Origin of the sequence: Thiohalobacter thiocyanaticus (assembly GCF_002356355.1) — a bacterium.
Classification (GTDB): domain Bacteria; phylum Pseudomonadota; class Gammaproteobacteria; order Thiohalobacterales; family Thiohalobacteraceae; genus Thiohalobacter; species Thiohalobacter thiocyanaticus_A.
This window is the reverse complement of record NZ_AP018052.1, coordinates 2,902,501-2,919,345: the sequence shown is the minus strand read 5'-3', so window position 1 is coordinate 2,919,345 and position 16,845 is coordinate 2,902,501. Positions and strand designations below refer to the sequence as shown.

General features: G+C 65.3%; 17 protein-coding genes (1 of these 17 only partly in view). 10 read left to right on the top strand and 7 right to left on the bottom strand.

The genetic code is table 11. From position 1 onward, the window contains the following. Window positions 1-199: 199 nt before the first annotated feature. From CFK21_RS13525 to bfr, 4 genes are all read left to right on the top strand, one after another. On the top strand, window positions 200-730 hold the full coding sequence (locus CFK21_RS13525) for an RNA pyrophosphohydrolase (RefSeq protein WP_172844306.1): 531 nt from the start codon (window positions 200-202) through the stop codon (window positions 728-730). Window positions 731-837: 107 nt separating this feature from the next. Continuing rightward, window positions 838-3,105 (top strand): phosphoenolpyruvate--protein phosphotransferase, encoded by a 2,268-nt coding sequence (gene ptsP / locus CFK21_RS13520; protein WP_096367146.1) that lies wholly within the window; start codon window positions 838-840, stop codon window positions 3,103-3,105. Window positions 3,106-3,244: 139 nt separating this feature from the next. Beyond that, window positions 3,245-3,457: a (2Fe-2S)-binding protein gene (locus CFK21_RS13515; RefSeq protein ID WP_096367145.1), complete on the top strand. Its 213-nt coding sequence runs from the start codon at window positions 3,245-3,247 to the stop codon at window positions 3,455-3,457. A 106-nt stretch (window positions 3,458-3,563) separates the two neighbouring features. Beyond that, entirely contained in the window at window positions 3,564-4,028 is a 465-nt protein-coding gene (gene bfr, locus CFK21_RS13510; RefSeq protein WP_096367144.1) for a bacterioferritin, read from the top strand. 89 nt (window positions 4,029-4,117) lie between these two features. Here the strand turns inward: bfr and CFK21_RS13505 are convergent, their stop codons facing one another. From CFK21_RS13505 to CFK21_RS13480, 5 genes are all read right to left on the bottom strand, one after another. After that, the gene (locus CFK21_RS13505) at window positions 4,118-5,053 is read right to left on the bottom strand and encodes a hypothetical protein (protein ID WP_157745692.1); all 936 of its coding nucleotides are present in this window, start codon (window positions 5,051-5,053) and stop codon (window positions 4,118-4,120) included. A 935-nt stretch (window positions 5,054-5,988) separates the two neighbouring features. Next, the gene (locus CFK21_RS13495) at window positions 5,989-6,417 is read right to left on the bottom strand and encodes a CopD family protein (RefSeq protein WP_096367141.1); all 429 of its coding nucleotides are present in this window, start codon (window positions 6,415-6,417) and stop codon (window positions 5,989-5,991) included. Window positions 6,418-6,539: 122 nt separating this feature from the next. Beyond that, a complete protein-coding gene (locus tag CFK21_RS13490; RefSeq protein WP_096367140.1) occupies window positions 6,540-7,043 on the bottom strand; it encodes a peroxiredoxin family protein in 504 nt (167 codons plus the stop codon). Beyond that, window positions 7,040-7,714, bottom strand: a complete 675-nt coding sequence (locus CFK21_RS13485; protein WP_096367139.1) for a DUF4126 domain-containing protein — start codon at window positions 7,712-7,714, stop codon at window positions 7,040-7,042. The genes CFK21_RS13490 and CFK21_RS13485 overlap by 4 nt, the downstream gene beginning before the upstream one ends. Window positions 7,715-7,743: 29 nt before the next feature. Continuing rightward, the gene (locus tag CFK21_RS13480; RefSeq protein WP_096367628.1) at window positions 7,744-9,054 is read right to left on the bottom strand and encodes a chloride channel protein; all 1,311 of its coding nucleotides are present in this window, start codon (window positions 9,052-9,054) and stop codon (window positions 7,744-7,746) included. Between the two features lie 236 nt (window positions 9,055-9,290). Between CFK21_RS13480 and argC the strand changes: the two genes are divergently transcribed. From argC to CFK21_RS13455, 5 genes are all read left to right on the top strand, one after another. Next, window positions 9,291-10,322: an N-acetyl-gamma-glutamyl-phosphate reductase gene (argC, locus tag CFK21_RS13475; RefSeq protein ID WP_096367138.1), complete on the top strand. Its 1,032-nt coding sequence runs from the start codon at window positions 9,291-9,293 to the stop codon at window positions 10,320-10,322. Window positions 10,323-10,335: 13 nt separating this feature from the next. Beyond that, complete coding sequence (locus CFK21_RS13470) at window positions 10,336-11,097, top strand: DUF6776 family protein (RefSeq protein WP_096367137.1); 762 nt, start codon at window positions 10,336-10,338, stop codon at window positions 11,095-11,097. Next, complete coding sequence (locus tag CFK21_RS13465; protein ID WP_096367136.1) at window positions 11,084-11,530, top strand: bactofilin family protein; 447 nt, start codon at window positions 11,084-11,086, stop codon at window positions 11,528-11,530. Before CFK21_RS13470 ends, CFK21_RS13465 begins: the two co-directional genes overlap by 14 nt. A gap of 59 nt (window positions 11,531-11,589) precedes the next feature. Next, window positions 11,590-11,961 carry an iron-sulfur cluster insertion protein ErpA gene (gene erpA / locus CFK21_RS13460; RefSeq protein ID WP_172844336.1) on the top strand — a complete coding sequence of 124 codons (372 nt, stop codon included), beginning with the start codon at window positions 11,590-11,592 and terminating at the stop codon, window positions 11,959-11,961. 262 nt (window positions 11,962-12,223) lie between these two features. Then, the gene (locus CFK21_RS13455) at window positions 12,224-13,381 is read left to right on the top strand and encodes a citrate synthase (RefSeq protein ID WP_096367135.1); all 1,158 of its coding nucleotides are present in this window, start codon (window positions 12,224-12,226) and stop codon (window positions 13,379-13,381) included. Between the two features lie 2 nt (window positions 13,382-13,383). Here the strand turns inward: CFK21_RS13455 and CFK21_RS13450 are convergent, their stop codons facing one another. Then, window positions 13,384-14,520: an anhydro-N-acetylmuramic acid kinase gene (locus CFK21_RS13450; RefSeq protein ID WP_096367134.1), complete on the bottom strand. Its 1,137-nt coding sequence runs from the start codon at window positions 14,518-14,520 to the stop codon at window positions 13,384-13,386. Window positions 14,521-14,554: 34 nt separating this feature from the next. Continuing rightward, window positions 14,555-16,114 carry an OapA family protein gene (locus tag CFK21_RS13445; RefSeq protein ID WP_096367133.1) on the bottom strand — a complete coding sequence of 520 codons (1,560 nt, stop codon included), beginning with the start codon at window positions 16,112-16,114 and terminating at the stop codon, window positions 14,555-14,557. Between the two features lie 237 nt (window positions 16,115-16,351). On the opposite strand from CFK21_RS13445, the gene tyrS reads away from it, so the two are divergent. Beyond that, window positions 16,352-16,845, top strand: the 5' portion of a protein-coding gene (gene tyrS / locus CFK21_RS13440; protein ID WP_096367132.1) for a tyrosine--tRNA ligase. Its footprint extends 712 nt past the window's final position; only the first 494 of its 1,206 coding nucleotides appear in the window; its start codon is at window positions 16,352-16,354; its stop codon lies beyond the right edge, outside the window.

Sequence of the window (16,845 nt, the reverse complement as noted above, 5' to 3'; positions counted from 1 at the left end):
GGCATTCTACTGGAAGCCTCCGTCGCGTCGCATCCGTGCCGCCCGCCACAGGCGCTTCCGGCTGCGGCGGCGAGGGGTAGGTCACATTCAAATTCAAGTGCTTAGCGGCGATCGTATGCATGGCGGGGTACGATTTGCCGCCCGACCGGGCTTTATGTGAAAATAGAAATGTCGGAAATCCTGCCTGAAGGGTGTGCAAGTGATTGATCCGGATGGATATCGTCCCAATGTCGGCATCATCCTGAGTAATCAGGAGGGGGAACTGCTGTGGGCGCGCCGTCTGGGTCAGAATGCCTGGCAATTCCCCCAGGGCGGTATCCGCACCGACGAGACCCCCGAGGAGGCGCTCTTTCGCGAGTTGCATGAGGAGGTCGGACTCTCACCCCTGCATGTCGAGATCATCGGCGCGACCCGCGGCTGGCTGCGTTACCGTCTGCCCGACCGCTACATCCGCCGTCATTCGCGGCCCCTGTGCATCGGCCAGAAGCAGGTCTGGTTCCTGCTCCGGCTGTTGGGCGAAGAGGCGGATGTGCGGCTCAACGCCACCGATCATCCCGAGTTCGACGACTGGCGCTGGGTCGATTACTGGCGGCCTCTGCACGAGGTGGTGCCGTTCAAGCGCGGTGTATACAAGCGTGCCCTGCGCGAACTGGCGCCGCTGCTGTTTCCCGGCGGTGCGCCGCCGCTGCCGCGCAACCGCCATCGCTTCGCGACCCGCGCCCGACGCTGACCCGCCCCAATCCCCACCTGCCCCGTGGACGTTAGCGCCGCGCCCCGGATCTGGGACATAATCCCCTCACTATTCTGATAAAGGCCTGAGGCATGCCCCCAGCCGATATGTTCGACAGCCTGCGCCGGATCATCCAGGCGGTGAATGCGGCGCCGGACCTGAACACCGCGCTCAATATCATCGTCCAGCGGGTCAAGCAGACCATCGGGGCCGATGTGGCCTCGGTGTACTTCCGCGATGCCGACGGCCAGCTGGTGCTGATGGCCACCGACGGCCTGAATCCGGCCGCGGTCGGCATGGTCCGGCTCGATGACGGCGAGGGCCTGGTGGGGCTGGTGGTGGAACGCGCCGAGCCGGTCAATCTCGAGGACGGACCCGCGCATCCGCGCTATCGCTATATCACCGAAACCGATGAGGAGCCCTTCCACGGCTTTCTCGGCGTGCCCATCATTCAGCATCGCCGGGTGCTGGGCGTGCTGGTGGTGCGCCAGCGCGCGGTGCGCCGTTTCGCCGAAACCGAAGAGACCTTCCTGGTCACCCTGGCGGCCCAGCTGGCCGGCGCCATCTCGCACGCCGATGCCTCGGGCGGGGTGTCGCGGCTGCTGCAGGAGGTCGGCGGTACCGCCTTCACCCTGAAGGGGCTGTCGGGCGCACCGGGCCTGGCGCTGGGTCAGGCGCTGGTGGTCTATCCGCCGGCCAATCTCGATGCCATTCCCGATCATGCCCTGCCGCCCGGAAAGGTCGAGGCCGAGCGGGCGCGCTTCCGGCAGGCGCTCGCCGAGGTCGAGGATGATATCCGCGCCCTGTCCCGGCGCATGAGCGGTTCGCTGCCGGCCGAGGACCTGGCGCTGTTCGATGCCCTGCTGCTGATGCTCTCCAGCGACACCCTGGTCGAGCCCACCCTGCGCCGCATCGGCGAGGGCAACTGGGCGCCGGGGGCGCTGCGCGAGACCATCCGCGACCATGTGAGGATCTTCGATGCCATGGAGGATGCCTACCTGCGCGAGCGTGCCGAGGACGTGCGCGACCTGGGCCGGCGCATCCTGATGCGGCTGCAGTCGGACCAGCCTCAGGTGCGGGAGGTGGCCGAGCCGACCATCCTGGTCGGCGAGGAGGTCACCGCCTCGCATCTCGCCGAGGTGCCGACGCAGCACCTGGCCGGCATCGTCTCGGCGAAGGGCTCGAGTTCCTCGCATGTGGCCATTCTGGCGCATGCCCTCGGCATTCCCGCAGTAATGGGCGTGGAGGACCTGCCGGTCAACCGGCTGGACGAGCAGAATCTGGTCATCGACGGCTATCGCGGCCAGGTCTATGTCAGGCCGACGGGCCACATGCTGGAGGAATTCGAACGGCTGGTCGGTGAGGAGGCCGAACTGGCCGCCGGGCTGGAGGAACTGGCCGCGCTGCCGGCGCTCACCCCCGACGACGTGCATGTGCCGCTGTACGTGAACACCGGCCTGCTGTCGGACATTTCGCCCTCGCTGCGCAGCGGTGCCGACGGCGTGGGCCTGTACCGCACCGAGATCCCCTTCCTGATCCGCGACGGCTTCCCCGGCGAGGAGGAACAGGTGCAGATCTACCGCCAGGTGCTGGAGGGCTTCGCGCCGCGGCCGGTGACCCTGCGCACCCTGGATATCGGCGGCGACAAGGCGCTGCCCTATTTTCCCATCCACGAGGACAATCCCTTCCTGGGCTGGCGCGGCATCCGCCTGATGCTGGATCACCCGGAGATCTTTCTCACCCAGCTGCGGGCCGTGCTCCGGGCCAGTCAGGGCCTGAACAATCTGCGCCTGATGCTGCCCATGATCAGTGACGTGGGCGAGGTCGACGAGACCCTGGAACTGATCCGGCGCGCCCACCGGGAGCTGGCCGAGGAGGGCGTGGCGGTCGAGTTGCCGCTGATCGGGGTGATGGTCGAGGTCCCCTCGGTCATCTACCAGATCCCGCAGCTGGCCAAAAGGGTGGATTTCTTCTCCGTCGGCACCAACGACCTGACCCAGTATCTGTTGGCGGTGGATCGCAACAACGCCAAGGTGGCCGAGCTCTACAACAGTCTGCACCCGGCCGTCCTGCAGGCGCTGGCCCAGATCGTCGACGAGGCCCATGCCAGCGAGCGCGAGGTCAGCGTGTGCGGCGAGATGGCCGGCGATCCGGCCGCCGCCCTGGTGCTGGTGGGCCTGGGCGTGGACAGCCTGAGCATGAGCGTGGGCTCGATCGCCCGGGTCAAGGCCGTGATCCGGGCCTTTTCGCTGGCCCGGGCGCGGGAACTGGTGTCGACCGCCCTGGGGATGGAGAAGGCTGTGGCCGTACGCGTCCTGCTCAATAATGCCCTGGAAGAGGCGGGTCTGGGCGGACTGGTACGTGCTGGCAAATAAATAACTACATGAAATAAAACATTTTACTTTTTCTGCAGCCGAAGCGAACAAGAAAAGTCCAATAAAGGTATTGCGAATCATTATCGTTCATACTAGGATTGAGCCCATGAACTGATTTCGACCGGTGAGGGCCCGATCCATGTACGTCTGCCTGTGCAAGAACATTACCTCCAGCCAGATCCGCGATGCTGTCGAGACCGGCCGTGCCGGCTGTGTTCGCAGCCTGGCTCGCGAGTTGGGCGTGGCGACCCAGTGCGGCAAGTGCGCCCGCTGTGCCCGTGAGCTGGTCGACAGTTGCGCCCGCAGCGCAGTCGAGGCCGCTCCGGCTGCCCAGCCGCAGGTCGCGGTCTAAGCACTCCCTCCATCAGCTGCCACATCCCTCCTGTCCCCGGGGTTGCATACCCCGGGCTTTGCGGTTATTTCTTTGGTCGTCACTCAAACACCAACAAGGATTTCCCATGAAAGGCGACGATCAGGTCATCAGCTATCTCAATAAGGCACTCAAGAACGAACTGACCGCCATCAATCAGTATTTTCTGCATGCGCGCATGTATGAGAACTGGGGCTTGAGTCAACTCAACGAACACGAATACGGCGAGTCCATCGACGAGATGAAGCACGCCGATGCGCTGATCAAGCGCATCCTGTTCCTGGACGGTCTGCCGAACCTGCAGGATCTGGGCAAGTTGCATATCGGCGAGAACACGCGTGAGATGCTGGAATGCGACCTCAAGCTCGAGCAGGAAGCCGTGCCGCTGCTGCGCGAGGCCATCGCTTATTGCGAGCAGAGCGGCGACTATGTCAGCCGTGAGTTGTTCGAATCCATCCTCGCAAGTGAGGAGGAGCACATCGACTGGCTGGAGACCCAGCTGGAGCTCATGGGCAAGGTGGGCGAGCAGAACTATCTGCAGTCGATGATGTAGAGATCTGCGCCGAAAGGGTGCAGTGAAGCTGCACTCTGCCAAAAAAAACGCGGGACAAGCCCGCGTTTTTTCACTCAGTATATTTCGCGTTATTCATAATCCTCATTCAGCGCTTTCAGGAAGGCGGTCAGGTCAGCAATATCATCTGCGTTCAGAGCGATGTCATCAAGCCGCGGGTCTGCATTGCGCAGGGTCGCGCCGCGCGCCATTTCCGAGGCATCCCGATAGAAACGCACTGCGGCTTCGATGGTCTCGAATGCTCCATTGTGCATGTAGGGACCGGAGTGCCCCAGATCGCGCAGGCCGGGCGTCTTGAAGCTGGCGATGGCACGGGTCAGCAGACTGTCGTCGTCGATACTGCCGCAATCGGTGCCGGGCGCCACATCGCACAGGAATGTCTTCAGACGCGTCTGCGGCCCAGGCAGATCCGGGGTGGCGTACACGTTCCATACCCCGAGGTCAGTGAGGCTGGCATCATCGGCATCGGCCACGGCACGGAAGCGTTCACTGGCCAGCGGGTGGTTGGGTGTGGCGGGCAGATAGGCGTTGTAGTCGGCATTGCGGGCCGCCAGGCTGGGAATGGCCAGCGCGGCGAAACTGCCGTCGCCGTGCAGGGCGTCGTACTCGAATTGGTTCACGCCGGTATTGTGCACCTTGAAGTCTGTGAAGTGAGGTGCTGCATGGCAGGCCGCGCAGTTACCCACACCGGAACTCAGGCGGGGGCCGCCGGGCTGGCGGGCCAGAAACACCCGTAACCCGCGCAACTCCTGCTCGCCGAAGTTGAAAGGCTGGCTATGGAACTCGAACGTCTGCGTCTCACCGTCATCAAGGATGAAAACCGGTGACGTAAGCTTATCCAGTGCTGTGCGCAGGCGCGTGGTGTAGGCCTGGTCGCTTTCGCCGCTGTTGGGCTGGCGCGGCAGACCGTTGGCGGCCAGGAAGGCATCGTAGGGGGAGAGATTGAAGGCGCCGTTTGCGTTCATCGCGAACGTCAGCCCTTCTACATAGGCGGCGATCAGCTGCACAACGGCGTCGAACAACTCCTGGTCCGTGGCGGTGGCCACGTCCACCCGGAATTCGGGGGGGGGGGACGAGCGTGCCCGGCAGGTCGCCCGCGGTGCCGGTGAGCACCCTGGTGTAGCTGCCGCCGAATTCCTCGGCCAGTTCGCCGTGGCCGCTGTCGTAGCGGATCACGCTGGCGATGTGGGCAATGGCCTGGTCTCTCTCGTCGGGCAGCCAGCCGAAGTTGCGCCCGGTGAGCGTGTCACCGACCAGATCCTCCAGGCTGGCGAACTCGCCGTCGAAGTGAAGCAGCAGCCCGGCATTGCGCGGTACGGCGCTGCCTACCAGTGGCTGGGCATTGCGTATCGCCGTGGTGCGGGTATCGCCGCGGTCGCGGCGATCGGGGAAGGGCGAACGCGGGGCAAGATCACTGTAGGTGCGCATGCCGCCATCGGGCTGGTCCAGCTGCTGGTCGACCAGGTGGCAGGCCGCGCAGTTCATGGACTGGCCGGCAAAGGGGCCGGGCAGGGACCTGGTGGTGGTGTGGGTGAATTCCATCACCGGGTCGCCTGCGATCAGGGGCCGGTTCACATCGTTGTGGTTGGCGGCAAAGAACTGGGCGAAGCGGGTTTCCAGGAACAGGCGCTCGCCGATGGCGATTTCGGCGGGGTCCTCGGGTTCGATCGCGCTGGGGGGCTTTTTCATTCTTGCATCCGGCAACGCTCAGGCAGGCGAGCAGGGCGCCGATGGACAGGGCAAGAGCGGTTGGTTTCATTCGGAATAACTCCCTTAATTTTCATTTGTGTGAGTGGCTGATCAAATTGGGTACAAATTCTATAACTAAACTAATGGCGAATACTAATCGTTATTATTAAAAATAATATCCAGGGTGAAGACACAGTCTATTGATATTCAGGGATTTTTGTGACGAAAGGGCGGTTTGGCTGAGCCGGGACCGTCAGAACGGCCGGACCACTGCCAGCACCACCACCGCAATCAGGGCCAGGGCGGGGACTTCGTTGAACCAGCGGTAGTAGACGTGGGTGTGGGGATTGCGGTCCTCGCGGAAGGCGCGGACCTTCTGCCAGCACAGGAAGTGGTAGACGATCAGGCCGGCGACCAGCACCAGTTTGAGCGGCAGCCACAGGCTGGCGGTGAGGGTGGGGAGATGGTAGCCGAACAGCAGCCAGAGCCCGAACACGGCGGTGACGACGGCACCGATGGTCATGATGGCGAACAGCTTGCGCTCCATCACCTTGAAGCGCTCATTGCCGGCGGTATCGTCGACCGGCAGATCGGCGTGATAGACGAACAGCCGCGGCAGGTAGAACAGCCCGGCGAACCAGGTGACCATGAAGATGACGTGGAAGGCTTTTATCCAGAGCATTTGGTTTACCGTTCATGGAAAGTGAGGAGTAAGGAGTAAGGAGTAAGGAGTAAGGGGTAAGGAGTGAGAGGGGGAGGCGGAAAAATCGTTTCTACTCCACCTCACTCCTCACTTCTGACTTTTCACGTCCCCAGCATCCCCTCGATCTGCGCCCGCACCTTGCTCATATCCATCTCGCCCAGCTTGTGGCGCACGATGCGCCCCTGCGGGTTGATCAGGAAGGAGGTCGGCGTGACGTTGACATTGCCGAAGGCGCGCGCGGCTTCACCGTTGACGTCCAGTGCGATCCGATAGGGCAGGTCGCGGGCCTCGCGCATGGCCACGACGTGGTTGGGCGGATCGTAGGCCATGGCGATGGCCAGGATGGTCAGGCCGTCCGGACCGTAATCCTCGTGCAGTTCGATCAGGTGGGGGATCTCCTTGACGCAGCCGGGGCAGTCGGTGGCCCAGAAGGTCACCAGTACCGGCTGGCCGCGCAACCCGGTCAGCGACAGCTGCTCGCCGTCCAGTGTGGTCAGGCTCAGGGCCGGCGCCGGCTTGTGGCCGCCCGGGGCCAGCCAGATGAAGGCCAGCAGGCCGATCAGGGCAAAGGCTGTCAGGCCGATGAGAATGTCCTTGGTTTTCATGGGGTGTGTCTGTCCTCCTGCCCGGGCAGAGTGGGTCGGTTTAGCGGTTGCGGTGGCGAGGCCTGTGCCTCGCGCCGGCCGCTGATGCGATTGATCAGAAAACGGAAGACCCGGCGGATGCCGCGCCACAACTTCGGCAGCAACCAGATCATGGCAAGGATAAAGACAAGCAGCAGGCCCAGAAAGATCCAGGGATGATTCAATGCTGTCCACAGCCCGGCGATGACGACGACATCCTCCCCGAGCGAGGCGGCCCAGTTGCTGAAGGGCTCGGGCGAGGTGTTGACCAGCACCCGCGACCCGGCCTTGGTGGCATGCGCCCCGGCCGCCAGGCTGCCGCCGACCAGGCCGGCGGCGATCTGGGCCGCCTGGCTGACATCGCCCACTGCGCCGGCCGCCAGGATCGCCCCGGCCGGAATGCGGATGAAGGTGTGGATGCCGTCCCAGCCGGTGTCCACGCCGGGGGTCTTGTCGGCGAAGAACTCCACGCAGTACATGAAGCCGGCCGCGGCCAGCACCAGCGGGTCGGCCAGCACCTGCAGGTCCGGCGGCAGTTCCATGTGGCCGGTCATACCCATGTAGCCGAGCATGAAGACGGCGGCATACAGGTTGATGCCGCTGGCCCAGGCCACGCCCATGGTCAGTGCGATGGTTTGTACGACCGGATCCATGCCGTGCCCTCAGTTGCCCGGGAAAACCATTATAGGGATTTGTCCTTGGCGGGTCGCGCCGTGGCGAGAAACTGCTCGGCCAGGGCGCGGTACAGGGGCTGAGGACACAGCACGCGGGAGACGGCGTAGGCGATGAAGGCCGTGGCCATCAACGGCAGCAGCAGGTCGGTGTTGTCGGTCATTTCCATGATGATGACGAAGGCGGTGATGGGGGTCTGCACCACGCCGGTGAAATAGGCGGTCATGCCGAGGATGATGATCGCGGCGGCAGGGAAGGCCGGCAGCCAGTCCGCCAGGCCGGCGCCCACGCCGGCGCCGGCCGCCAGCGAGGGGGCGAAGATGCCGCCCGGGATGCCGCTGAGGTAGGAGACCCAGGTCGCCAGCATCTTGAGCAGGGCGAATCCGGTCCCGGACTCGCCGCTTTCGGTGATGATGGCCTGGGCCTGGGCGTAACCGGTGCCGTAGGTGGTGCCGCCGGCCAGGATTCCGATGCCGGCAATCAGCAGACCGCAGGTCAGGGCCAGGGCGTAGGGGTGGCGCCGACCCAGGCCGGCCAGACGCCGGGTGCTCCACAGCAACAGCTGGGAGAAGCCGCCGCCGAGGATGCCGCCGACCACGCCGCAGACCAGGATGGGAATCAGCATCTCGCCCGGGGCGAGCAGGGCCGCGCTGGTACCGAAATAGGTGTAATTGCCCTGGAGCGCCACGGCGGTGATGCCGGCCAGGAACACGGCCGTGAGCAGGGTGCCGCTGGTGCGTTCCTCGAACGAGCGCCCCATCTCCTCGATGGCGAACAGGATACCGGCCAGCGGCGTGTTGAAGGCCGCCGCAATGCCGGCCGCGCCGCCGGCCAGGATCAGTCCCCGGTCCATGTAATGGTGCGGGAAGCGGGCGAAACGGCCCAGCGAGAACATGATGGCCGCGCCGATATGCACCGTCGGCCCTTCGCGGCCGATGGAGGCGCCGCTGAGCATGCCCAGCCAGCACAGGCCGATCTTGCCCAGGGCGATGCGGAACGAGAGCAGCCGGCTGCGGTTGTTGTGGTCGGTCAGACTGAGCGCGGCGATGGCCTGCGGGATCCCGCTGCCGCGCGCCTCCGGCACGAAGCGGCGGGTCAGCCAGACGATCAGCAGCAGGCCCAGCGGCGTGATCAGCAGGGGCAGCCAGGCGCTGCGTGCGACGACCTCCCGGCTGAACAGGTGGTTGGCCCACTCGGTGCCCCAGGCGAACAGGGTGGCGAGCAGGCCGACCAGCACCGCACCGCTCCAGAACAGGATGCGGACCTTCCAGACGTCGGGCGAGAGCAGACGGCGACTGGAGCGGCGGATTCGTTGCAGCATGGGATGATCAGGTTTGATTGTGTCCGCGGCCACGAGGGCCCTGTCCGCCCCGCGGAGGACAATCGGGTGCAGCAGGCGGGTAAATTTCATACCATGCTAACCACGCCGGTCGGTGTCGGCAAGGTTATTGCTTGAATACCGCAGGCGTCAGTCGAACGGCGCCGGGATGTACCGACGCGTTCAGTTCGAGGATGGACACGTGAATCCGGGCCGCAGGCCCGATGGGAAACAGGCTCATGATCAAGGTCGGAGTAGTAGGTGGAACCGGGTACACCGGGGTGGAGTTGCTGCGGCTGCTGGCCGCGCATCCGCAGGTCGATCTGCGGGCGGTGACGTCGCGCGGCGAGGCGGGCCGGCATCTGGCCGATCTGTTTCCGAACCTGCGCGGTCATGTGGATCTGGTGTTCACCCACCCGGACGAATCCGATCTGCCGGGCTGCGACCTGGTCTTCTTCGCCACGCCCAACGGCACGGCCATGCAACTGGTCCCCGATCTGCTGGCCGCCGGCGTGAAGGTCATCGATCTGGCCGCCGATTTCCGCCTGCGCGACCCGGCCGCATGGGAGCACTGGTACGGGATGCCGCATGCCTGCCCGGAGTTGCTGGCCGAGGCCGTCTACGGCCTGCCCGAGGTCAACCGCGAGGCCGTGCGCGGTGCCCGGCTGGTGGCCAATCCGGGCTGCTATCCCACCGCGGTGCAGCTGGGTTTCCTGCCGTTGTTGGAACAGGGGCTCGTCGAGCCCGGCAATCTCATCGCCGATACCAAGTCGGGGGTGAGCGGGGCCGGGCGCAAGGCCGCCGTCGGTACCCTGCTGGCCGAGGCCAGCGAGAACATGAAGGCCTACGGCGTGGCCGGACACCGCCACCAGCCGGAGATCCGGCAGGGGCTGCGGGCCGCCACGCAGCAGCCGGTGGAGTTGACCTTCGTGCCGCACCTGACGCCGATGATCCGCGGCATCCATGCCACCCTCTATGCCCGGCTGACGGGCGCCGCGGCCGATCTGCAGTCGCTGTTCGAGCAGCGCTACGCCGACGAGCCCTTCGTGGATGTGATGCCGTTGGGCGCACATCCCGAGACGCGCAGCGTGCGCGGCGCCAACCACTGCCGCCTGGCTGTGCATCATCCGCGCGGCGGGCAGACCGTGGTGGTGCTGTCGGTGATCGACAACCTGGTCAAGGGTGCGGCCGGCCAGGCGGTGCAGAACATGAACCTGATGTTCGGCCTCGACGAGACCACCGGGCTGGGCGCGGCGGCGCTGCTGCCCTAGGACCGGCCTGAGGATGCTGGGTACAGGCAAGACCGAGGTTCTGATCCTCCGGCGCTGGACCGTGCGCCTGGCGGTTCTTGTGACCCTGTTCCTGGTGCTGGCCGGGGGCTGGCTGTTATACACCTGGGGAGGATCGCACTCCCGCGAGGCGCTGACCCGGCTGCGGCTGGAGCGCGACGACCTGCAGCAACGGGTGGCGGTGCTCGAGGAACGCAACAGCGAACTGCAGCGCCAGTTCGCCGCGGCCGAGCGGGCCCGACAGATCGATCAGCAGGCCTACGCCGACTATCGCCGCAGCCGTGCGCAACTGGAGCAGACCATCACCGCCCTGCGCGAGGAACTGGCCTTCTATCGCGGCATCATGGCGCCGGAGCGCGAGATCGAGGGCATCCATGCCCAGGATTTCAGCCTGACGCGGGGGTTGGGGCCGCGCAGCTTCCGGTTCCGCCTGGTCATGGTGCAGATCGGCAGCAACGACCAGCTCGCCCAGGGCGAGATCGAATTCAACGTCAGGGGGACCCGGGACGGCGCGGCGATCGCCTACGACCACGCCAGCCTGTCCCCCGACCCGGAAGCGGCCGCGGCCATCCGTTATCGCTACCGCTACTTTCAGGTCATCGAGGGCAACTGGACCCTGCCCGCCGGCTTCACGGCCCGCGAAGTGGAGGTCCGGGCACAGCCCCGGGGCGGCGGCGAGGCGCAGCACTGGACCTTCGCCTGGAAGACCGCGGCAGGCATACCCGCAACAGAGGAGAACGCCAATGTGGGGGAATAAACGCAAGCACCAGAGCGGCCGGATCGACACCCTGGTGGGCCAGGATACGGTCCTGACCGGCGATTTGAAGTTTTCCGGCGGACTGCATGTGGACGGCAGCATCGTCGGCAATGTCAGCAGCGACGGCGAGAACGAGGCCGTGCTGATGCTCAGCGAGCGCGGCCGGATCCAGGGCGAGGTCCGGGTGGCGAACGTGGTGCTCAACGGCCAGGTCGAGGGCGACGTGCATGTCAGTGGCCGCATCGAACTGGGTCAGCAGGCGCGGGTGACGGGCAATGTCTATTACCACCTGCTGGAGATGGCGATGGGGGCCGAGGTCAATGGCAATCTGGTCCACCAGGGCGCCAAGGCGCCGGCTGTCACCAAGAAACCCATTGAATCAAAAGGGAAAGACCTGTCGCCGCCGCAGCTGGTGGCACAGGACAATTCTTGACTGCTACGCTCAGGAACTGCATAATGCCCCGCAGTTCCGAAAAACGCTTCAACCGGAGTATGAACATGAGCGAAAACGCAGCAGTCGAAACCCCTGAAGAATCCCCGCTGATCTTCACCGAGGCAGCGGCGCTGAAGGTCAAGGGCCTGATCGAGGAAGAGGACAACCCGAACCTGAAGCTGCGCGTCTTCATTTCCGGCGGCGGCTGCTCGGGGTTCCAGTACGGTTTCACCTTCGACGAGGAGATCAAGGACGGTGACACCAGCGTCGAGCAGTGCGGTGTGACCCTGCTGATCGACCCGATGAGCTTCCAGTACCTGGTCGGCGCCGAGATCGACTACAAGGAAGACCTCAACGGGGCCCAGTTCGTGATCCGCAACCCCAACGCGACCACGACCTGCGGCTGCGGCTCCTCCTTCTCGCCGTCCTGATCCGTCGGCTTCTCCTGCCCGCGAAAGGGGCGCCCTCGGGCGCCCCTTTCGCATTTCCGGAGCCCCGTTTGTGTCATTGCGGTGCCCTGACCCGCAGGGTAGGGTACCCATGATGAAGCCCGAAGGGATTCTATGCGCGCAGCGTGGCAATCTCATACTGCACCTGCGTCGTTCGGAGATTGCCGCGGCGCAGATCCCATGGAATTGCCCTCGGGGAAGAACGTCGCAAATACGGCCTGACGGCTGCAGCAGGGGATGAACCATGAGTGAATATCTGCCCGGCCTGGAAGGCGTTCCCGCCACCAAATCCAATATCTCGGACCTTGACGGCAGCCGGGGCATCCTGACCTACCGCGGCTACGAGATCGGTGAACTGGCGCGCTACAGCAACTTCGAAGAGACCGCCCTGCTGCTGCTCGATGGCCGCCTGCCTACCGCCGTCGAACTGGAGGAATTCGACCGCCGGCTGCGCAACAACCGCCCGGTCAGGTACAACATCCGCGAGATCATGAAATACCTGCCCGCCACCGGCCATCCCATGGAGATGCTGCAGTCCGCCGTGGCTGCGCTGGCCATGTTCTACTCCGGCGAGGAATGCCTGAGCGGGGCCGACATGTGCGAGGATACGGACTACATCCATAACATGTCAGTGAAGATACTGACGCGCATGGCGACCCTGGTGGCGATGTGGGAACACCTGCGCAACGGCTACGACCCCATCCCCCCGCGCAAGGACCTGGGTTATGCCGAGAACCTGCTGTACATGTTCACCGGCGAGGAGCCCGATCCGCTGCTGGCGCGGATCCTGGATGCCTCGCTGATCCTGCACGCCGAACACACCATCAACGCCTCGACCTTTGCCGCCCTGGTGGCCGGCTCCACCCTGACCAATCCCTACCTGGTGGTGGCCGCGGCCATCGGCACCCTGGCCGGACCGCTGCATGGCGGGGCCAACCAGCGGGTGCTGGAGATGCTGCAGGAGATCGGTCGGCCGGAGAACGCCAGACCCTGGCTGGAGGCGCAACTGGCAGAGAAGCGCAAGATCTGGGGCATGGGCCACCGGGAATACAAGGTCAAGGACCCGCGCGCCACCATCCTGCAGAACATGATGCTGGAGCTGATGAAGGAGCGCGGCGGCCAGATCAGTCCGCTGTTCGAGACCGCGGTGGCGCTGGAGGAGGCCGCGGCGGAGCGGCTCGGGCCCAAGGGGGTGTACCCGAACGTGGATTACTATTCCGGTATCCTCTACTCGGAAATGGGCATCCCCGGCGACCAGTTCACTTCCATCTTCGCTGTGGCCCGCTGCGCCGGCTGGCTGGCCCACTGGCGCGAACAACTCAAGGACAATCGCATCTTCCGCCCGACCCAGGTGTATACCGGGGAGGCAGTGCGGGCCTATGTGGCGATCGAGGCGCGGTAGCGTTACCTGCCTCCTGTATCCTGCAGCTTGTCGCTGCCCGGATAGATCCCCCCCAGTATCCGCTCCCCCCGGGCCCCGGTGACGCTCGGCACGTTCCCGGGCCTGGCGTACAGGGCTTCCCGCGCCAGCCAGGCAAAGGCCGCGCCCTCCACCCATTCGGCCGCCAGGCCATAGTCATCGGAAACGCTCAATTTCATGTCCGGCAGTCGGGCAGCGATGCGCCGCAGCAGGTCCGGGTTATAGGCCCCGCCGCCGCAGACGATCAGTTCCGCTGCATCCTGTGCCGCGCGCAGTACGGCCTCGGCCAGGCTGGCGGCGGTCAGTTCCGCCAGGGTGGCCTGCACGTCCTCGGGGGCGCGGTCTGACCCCAGCAGCCGTTGCTGCAGCCAGTTCAGATTGAAGTGCTCCCGGCCGGTGCTCTTGGGCGGGGGCTGGCGGAAATAGGGATCGTCCAGCAGTCCGGCGAGCAGGGCCTCGTCGACCCGGCCCGTGGCCGACCAGGCACCGTCGCGGTCATAGGGCCGGCCCTGCTGCTGCTGGATCCAGCCGTCGAGCAGCACATTGCCGGGGCCGGTATCGAAGCCGGTGACCGGCGTCTCCTCGTTGCCCGGGAGCAGGGTGAGATTGGCCATGCCGCCGATGTTGGCCACCACGCGGGGGCTGCCCGCGCGGGTGAACAGCGCTGCGTGGAAGGCCGGAACCAGGGGAGCGCCCTGGCCGCCGGCGGCGATGTCGCGGCGGCGGAAGTCGGCCACGGTGGTGATACCGGTGCGCTCGGCGATCAGGTTGGGATCGCCGATCTGCAGGGTGAAGGGGTGCGGGCCGTCCGGGCGGTGCAGCACCGTCAGGCCGTGGCTGCCAATTGCCGCGACCTGGTCGGCGGCAAGCCCGGCCTGCTCGCAGACCGCGGATACGGCCTCGGCGGAGAGCAGACCGAGGCGATGGTCGAGCTCGCCCAGCCGGTCCAGCAGGCCGGCGCCGGTGGACTGGATCAGCCCCAGCAGTTCGGTGCGCAAATGGGTATCAAAGGGAAAGGTGCGGGCGGCCAGCAGTTCGACCCGGCCCGGGGGGAAGCGTACCGCTACGGCGTCGATGCCATCGAGGCTGGTGCCCGACATCAGGCCGATGAAGGTGTCCATAGATCCCCCGTAGGGAAGATGCGGCGCGGCGGTCCTACTCCTGCCGGTTCATTGCCACCTGGCTGGCGGTGCCCGGCACGGCCAGTTCCAGTTCGGCCAGGAGTTGTGCAGCCGTGGACTCGAAATCCTCGCGGTAGCGGGCTTCGATCGGTTCGGCGGCGGGCAGGTCCACGGTCAGCGGATTGCGGTGCGCGCCGTCGATGCGGAATTCATAGTGCAGATGCGGGCCGGTGGCCAGGCCGGATTTGCCGATATAGCCGATGACCTGGCCCTGCTGCACCCGGCTGCCGGTCTTCAGGCCGCGGGCATGGCGTGACATGTGGGCATACAGGGTGCTGTAGCGGGTGCCATGCTGCAGGATGACGGTGCGTCCATAGCCGCCCTTGGTGCCCTGGAAGACGATCTTGCCGCTGCCGGTGGCCTTGATCGGGGTGCCGTAGGGCGCGGCGTAATCCACCCCCTTGTGGGCGCGGATGCGGTTGAGCACCGGGTGCTTGCGCTTGAGGTTGAAGCGCGAACTGATGCGCGAGAAGGCCACCGGGGTGCGCAGGAAGGCCTTGCGCATGCTGCGCCCGTCCGGGGCATAGTAATCGCTGCGGCCCTCGGCGGTGGTATAGCGCACGGCCCGGAAGGTGCGGCCCTGGCTGACGAACTCGGCGGCCAGGATCTCGCCGGTGCCGATCTTCTCGCCTTCCAGATAGAGTTCTTCGTAGAGCACGCTGAAGCGGTCGCCCTTGCGGATATCCAGGGCGAAGTCGATGTCCCAGCCGAAGATGCCGGCCAGTTCCATAATAAGGTTGTCGGTCAGCCCGGCGTCCTGACCGGCCAGAAACAGGGAACTGTCGATCTCTGCGGTGGCCGTGACCTGGCTGCGCTGCGGCTCGCGGATGACCTCACGGGCCTCGAAGCCGCCGTCCTCGGTGCGGCTCACCAGCAGGGCGTGCATGCGGTCGTATTCGTAGCGCAGTGCCGCAATGCCCTGGGCGTCGTCGATGCGGACCTGCAGCTTCTCGCCCGGGTGGATGCGGGTCAGACGCCGGGTCTCATCGGACAGATGGATGATTTCGTGCAGGCTGCGCGGGCTGAGATCCAGCCGGGAGAAGATCCGGGCCAGGCTGTCGCCGGGATTGACCGTGACCTCGCGCCAGGGCAGTTCAGTCGGCGCCTGGATTCCGGCGCTGCGGGCCTCGGGAGCGGATTCGGCCGGGGCTGCGGTGACGGGGATGGCGCGGGGAGCAGTCCCGGACTCGGGCTGGTCGGGCGCGGCACGGGCGCTGCCGGGGGCGTCCTCCGGCTCGCCCGACGCAGATGCCGATGCCGAGGCGGGGGCCGGCGCAGCCTGTCCGGGAAGCGCGATAATATCTTGTTTATAAATGGAATCCAGCGCCTGTTCGGCCGCGGTGCCCGCCGTCTCCGGCTGCGCGGACTCCAGATTCGCCGAGGCCTGCTCCGGTGCGGAGGTATAAAGGAATATACCCGAAACCGCGACGGCACCCAGCACCAGCCAGTGCAGGGGATGGAGGCGTCGGCGGGCGCCGCGTTCCGGCTCCAGCACGGACTTGTAGTCCTTTTTGATGACGGATGAGTAGGTCACGGAATTTCCTTATAATTTGCCTCGTAGAAGTTAACCGGGATCGGCGGCGGCGTCAATGGGCCGTGCACTGCCTCCGGATATAGCAGGATTCATGCCCTTTGTGTTCTGCCCTGCTTCCCGGGTATCGGTCGGGAGCGACTGGAATTTGAGTCTAGCGCGTCCCTTTCGTTGCAGTATGTTAACTTGTGCGCCTTTTGGGCGCGCTCAGACGCCATCCAGAATGAAGCCGGAGATTCCATGCTGACACCGCAACAGGCACTAGAAGAGATTCGCCGTGGGGCGAACGAGATCCTGGTCGAGGCTGAGTTGCTCGAGCGGCTCGGCAGCGGCCGCACGCTGCGCATCAAGGCCGGCTTCGATCCCACCGCGCCGGATCTGCATCTGGGGCATACAGTGCTGCTGAACAAATTGCGCCAGTTTCAGGAGATGGGACACGAGGCCATCTTCCTGATCGGCGATTTCACCGGCATGATCGGTGATCCCACCGGCAAGAACGTCACCCGCAAGCCACTCACCCGCGACGAGGTGATCGACAACGCCCGCACCTACGAGGCGCAGATCTTCAAGATCCTGGATCCGGAAAAGACGCTGGTGATGTTCAACTCCAGCTGGATGAACGATATGGACGTTACCGATCTGATCCAGCTGGCCTCGAAGCACACGGTGGCCCGTATGCTGGAGCGCGATGATTTCCACAAGCGCTATACCAGCGGCCAGGCCATCGCCATTCA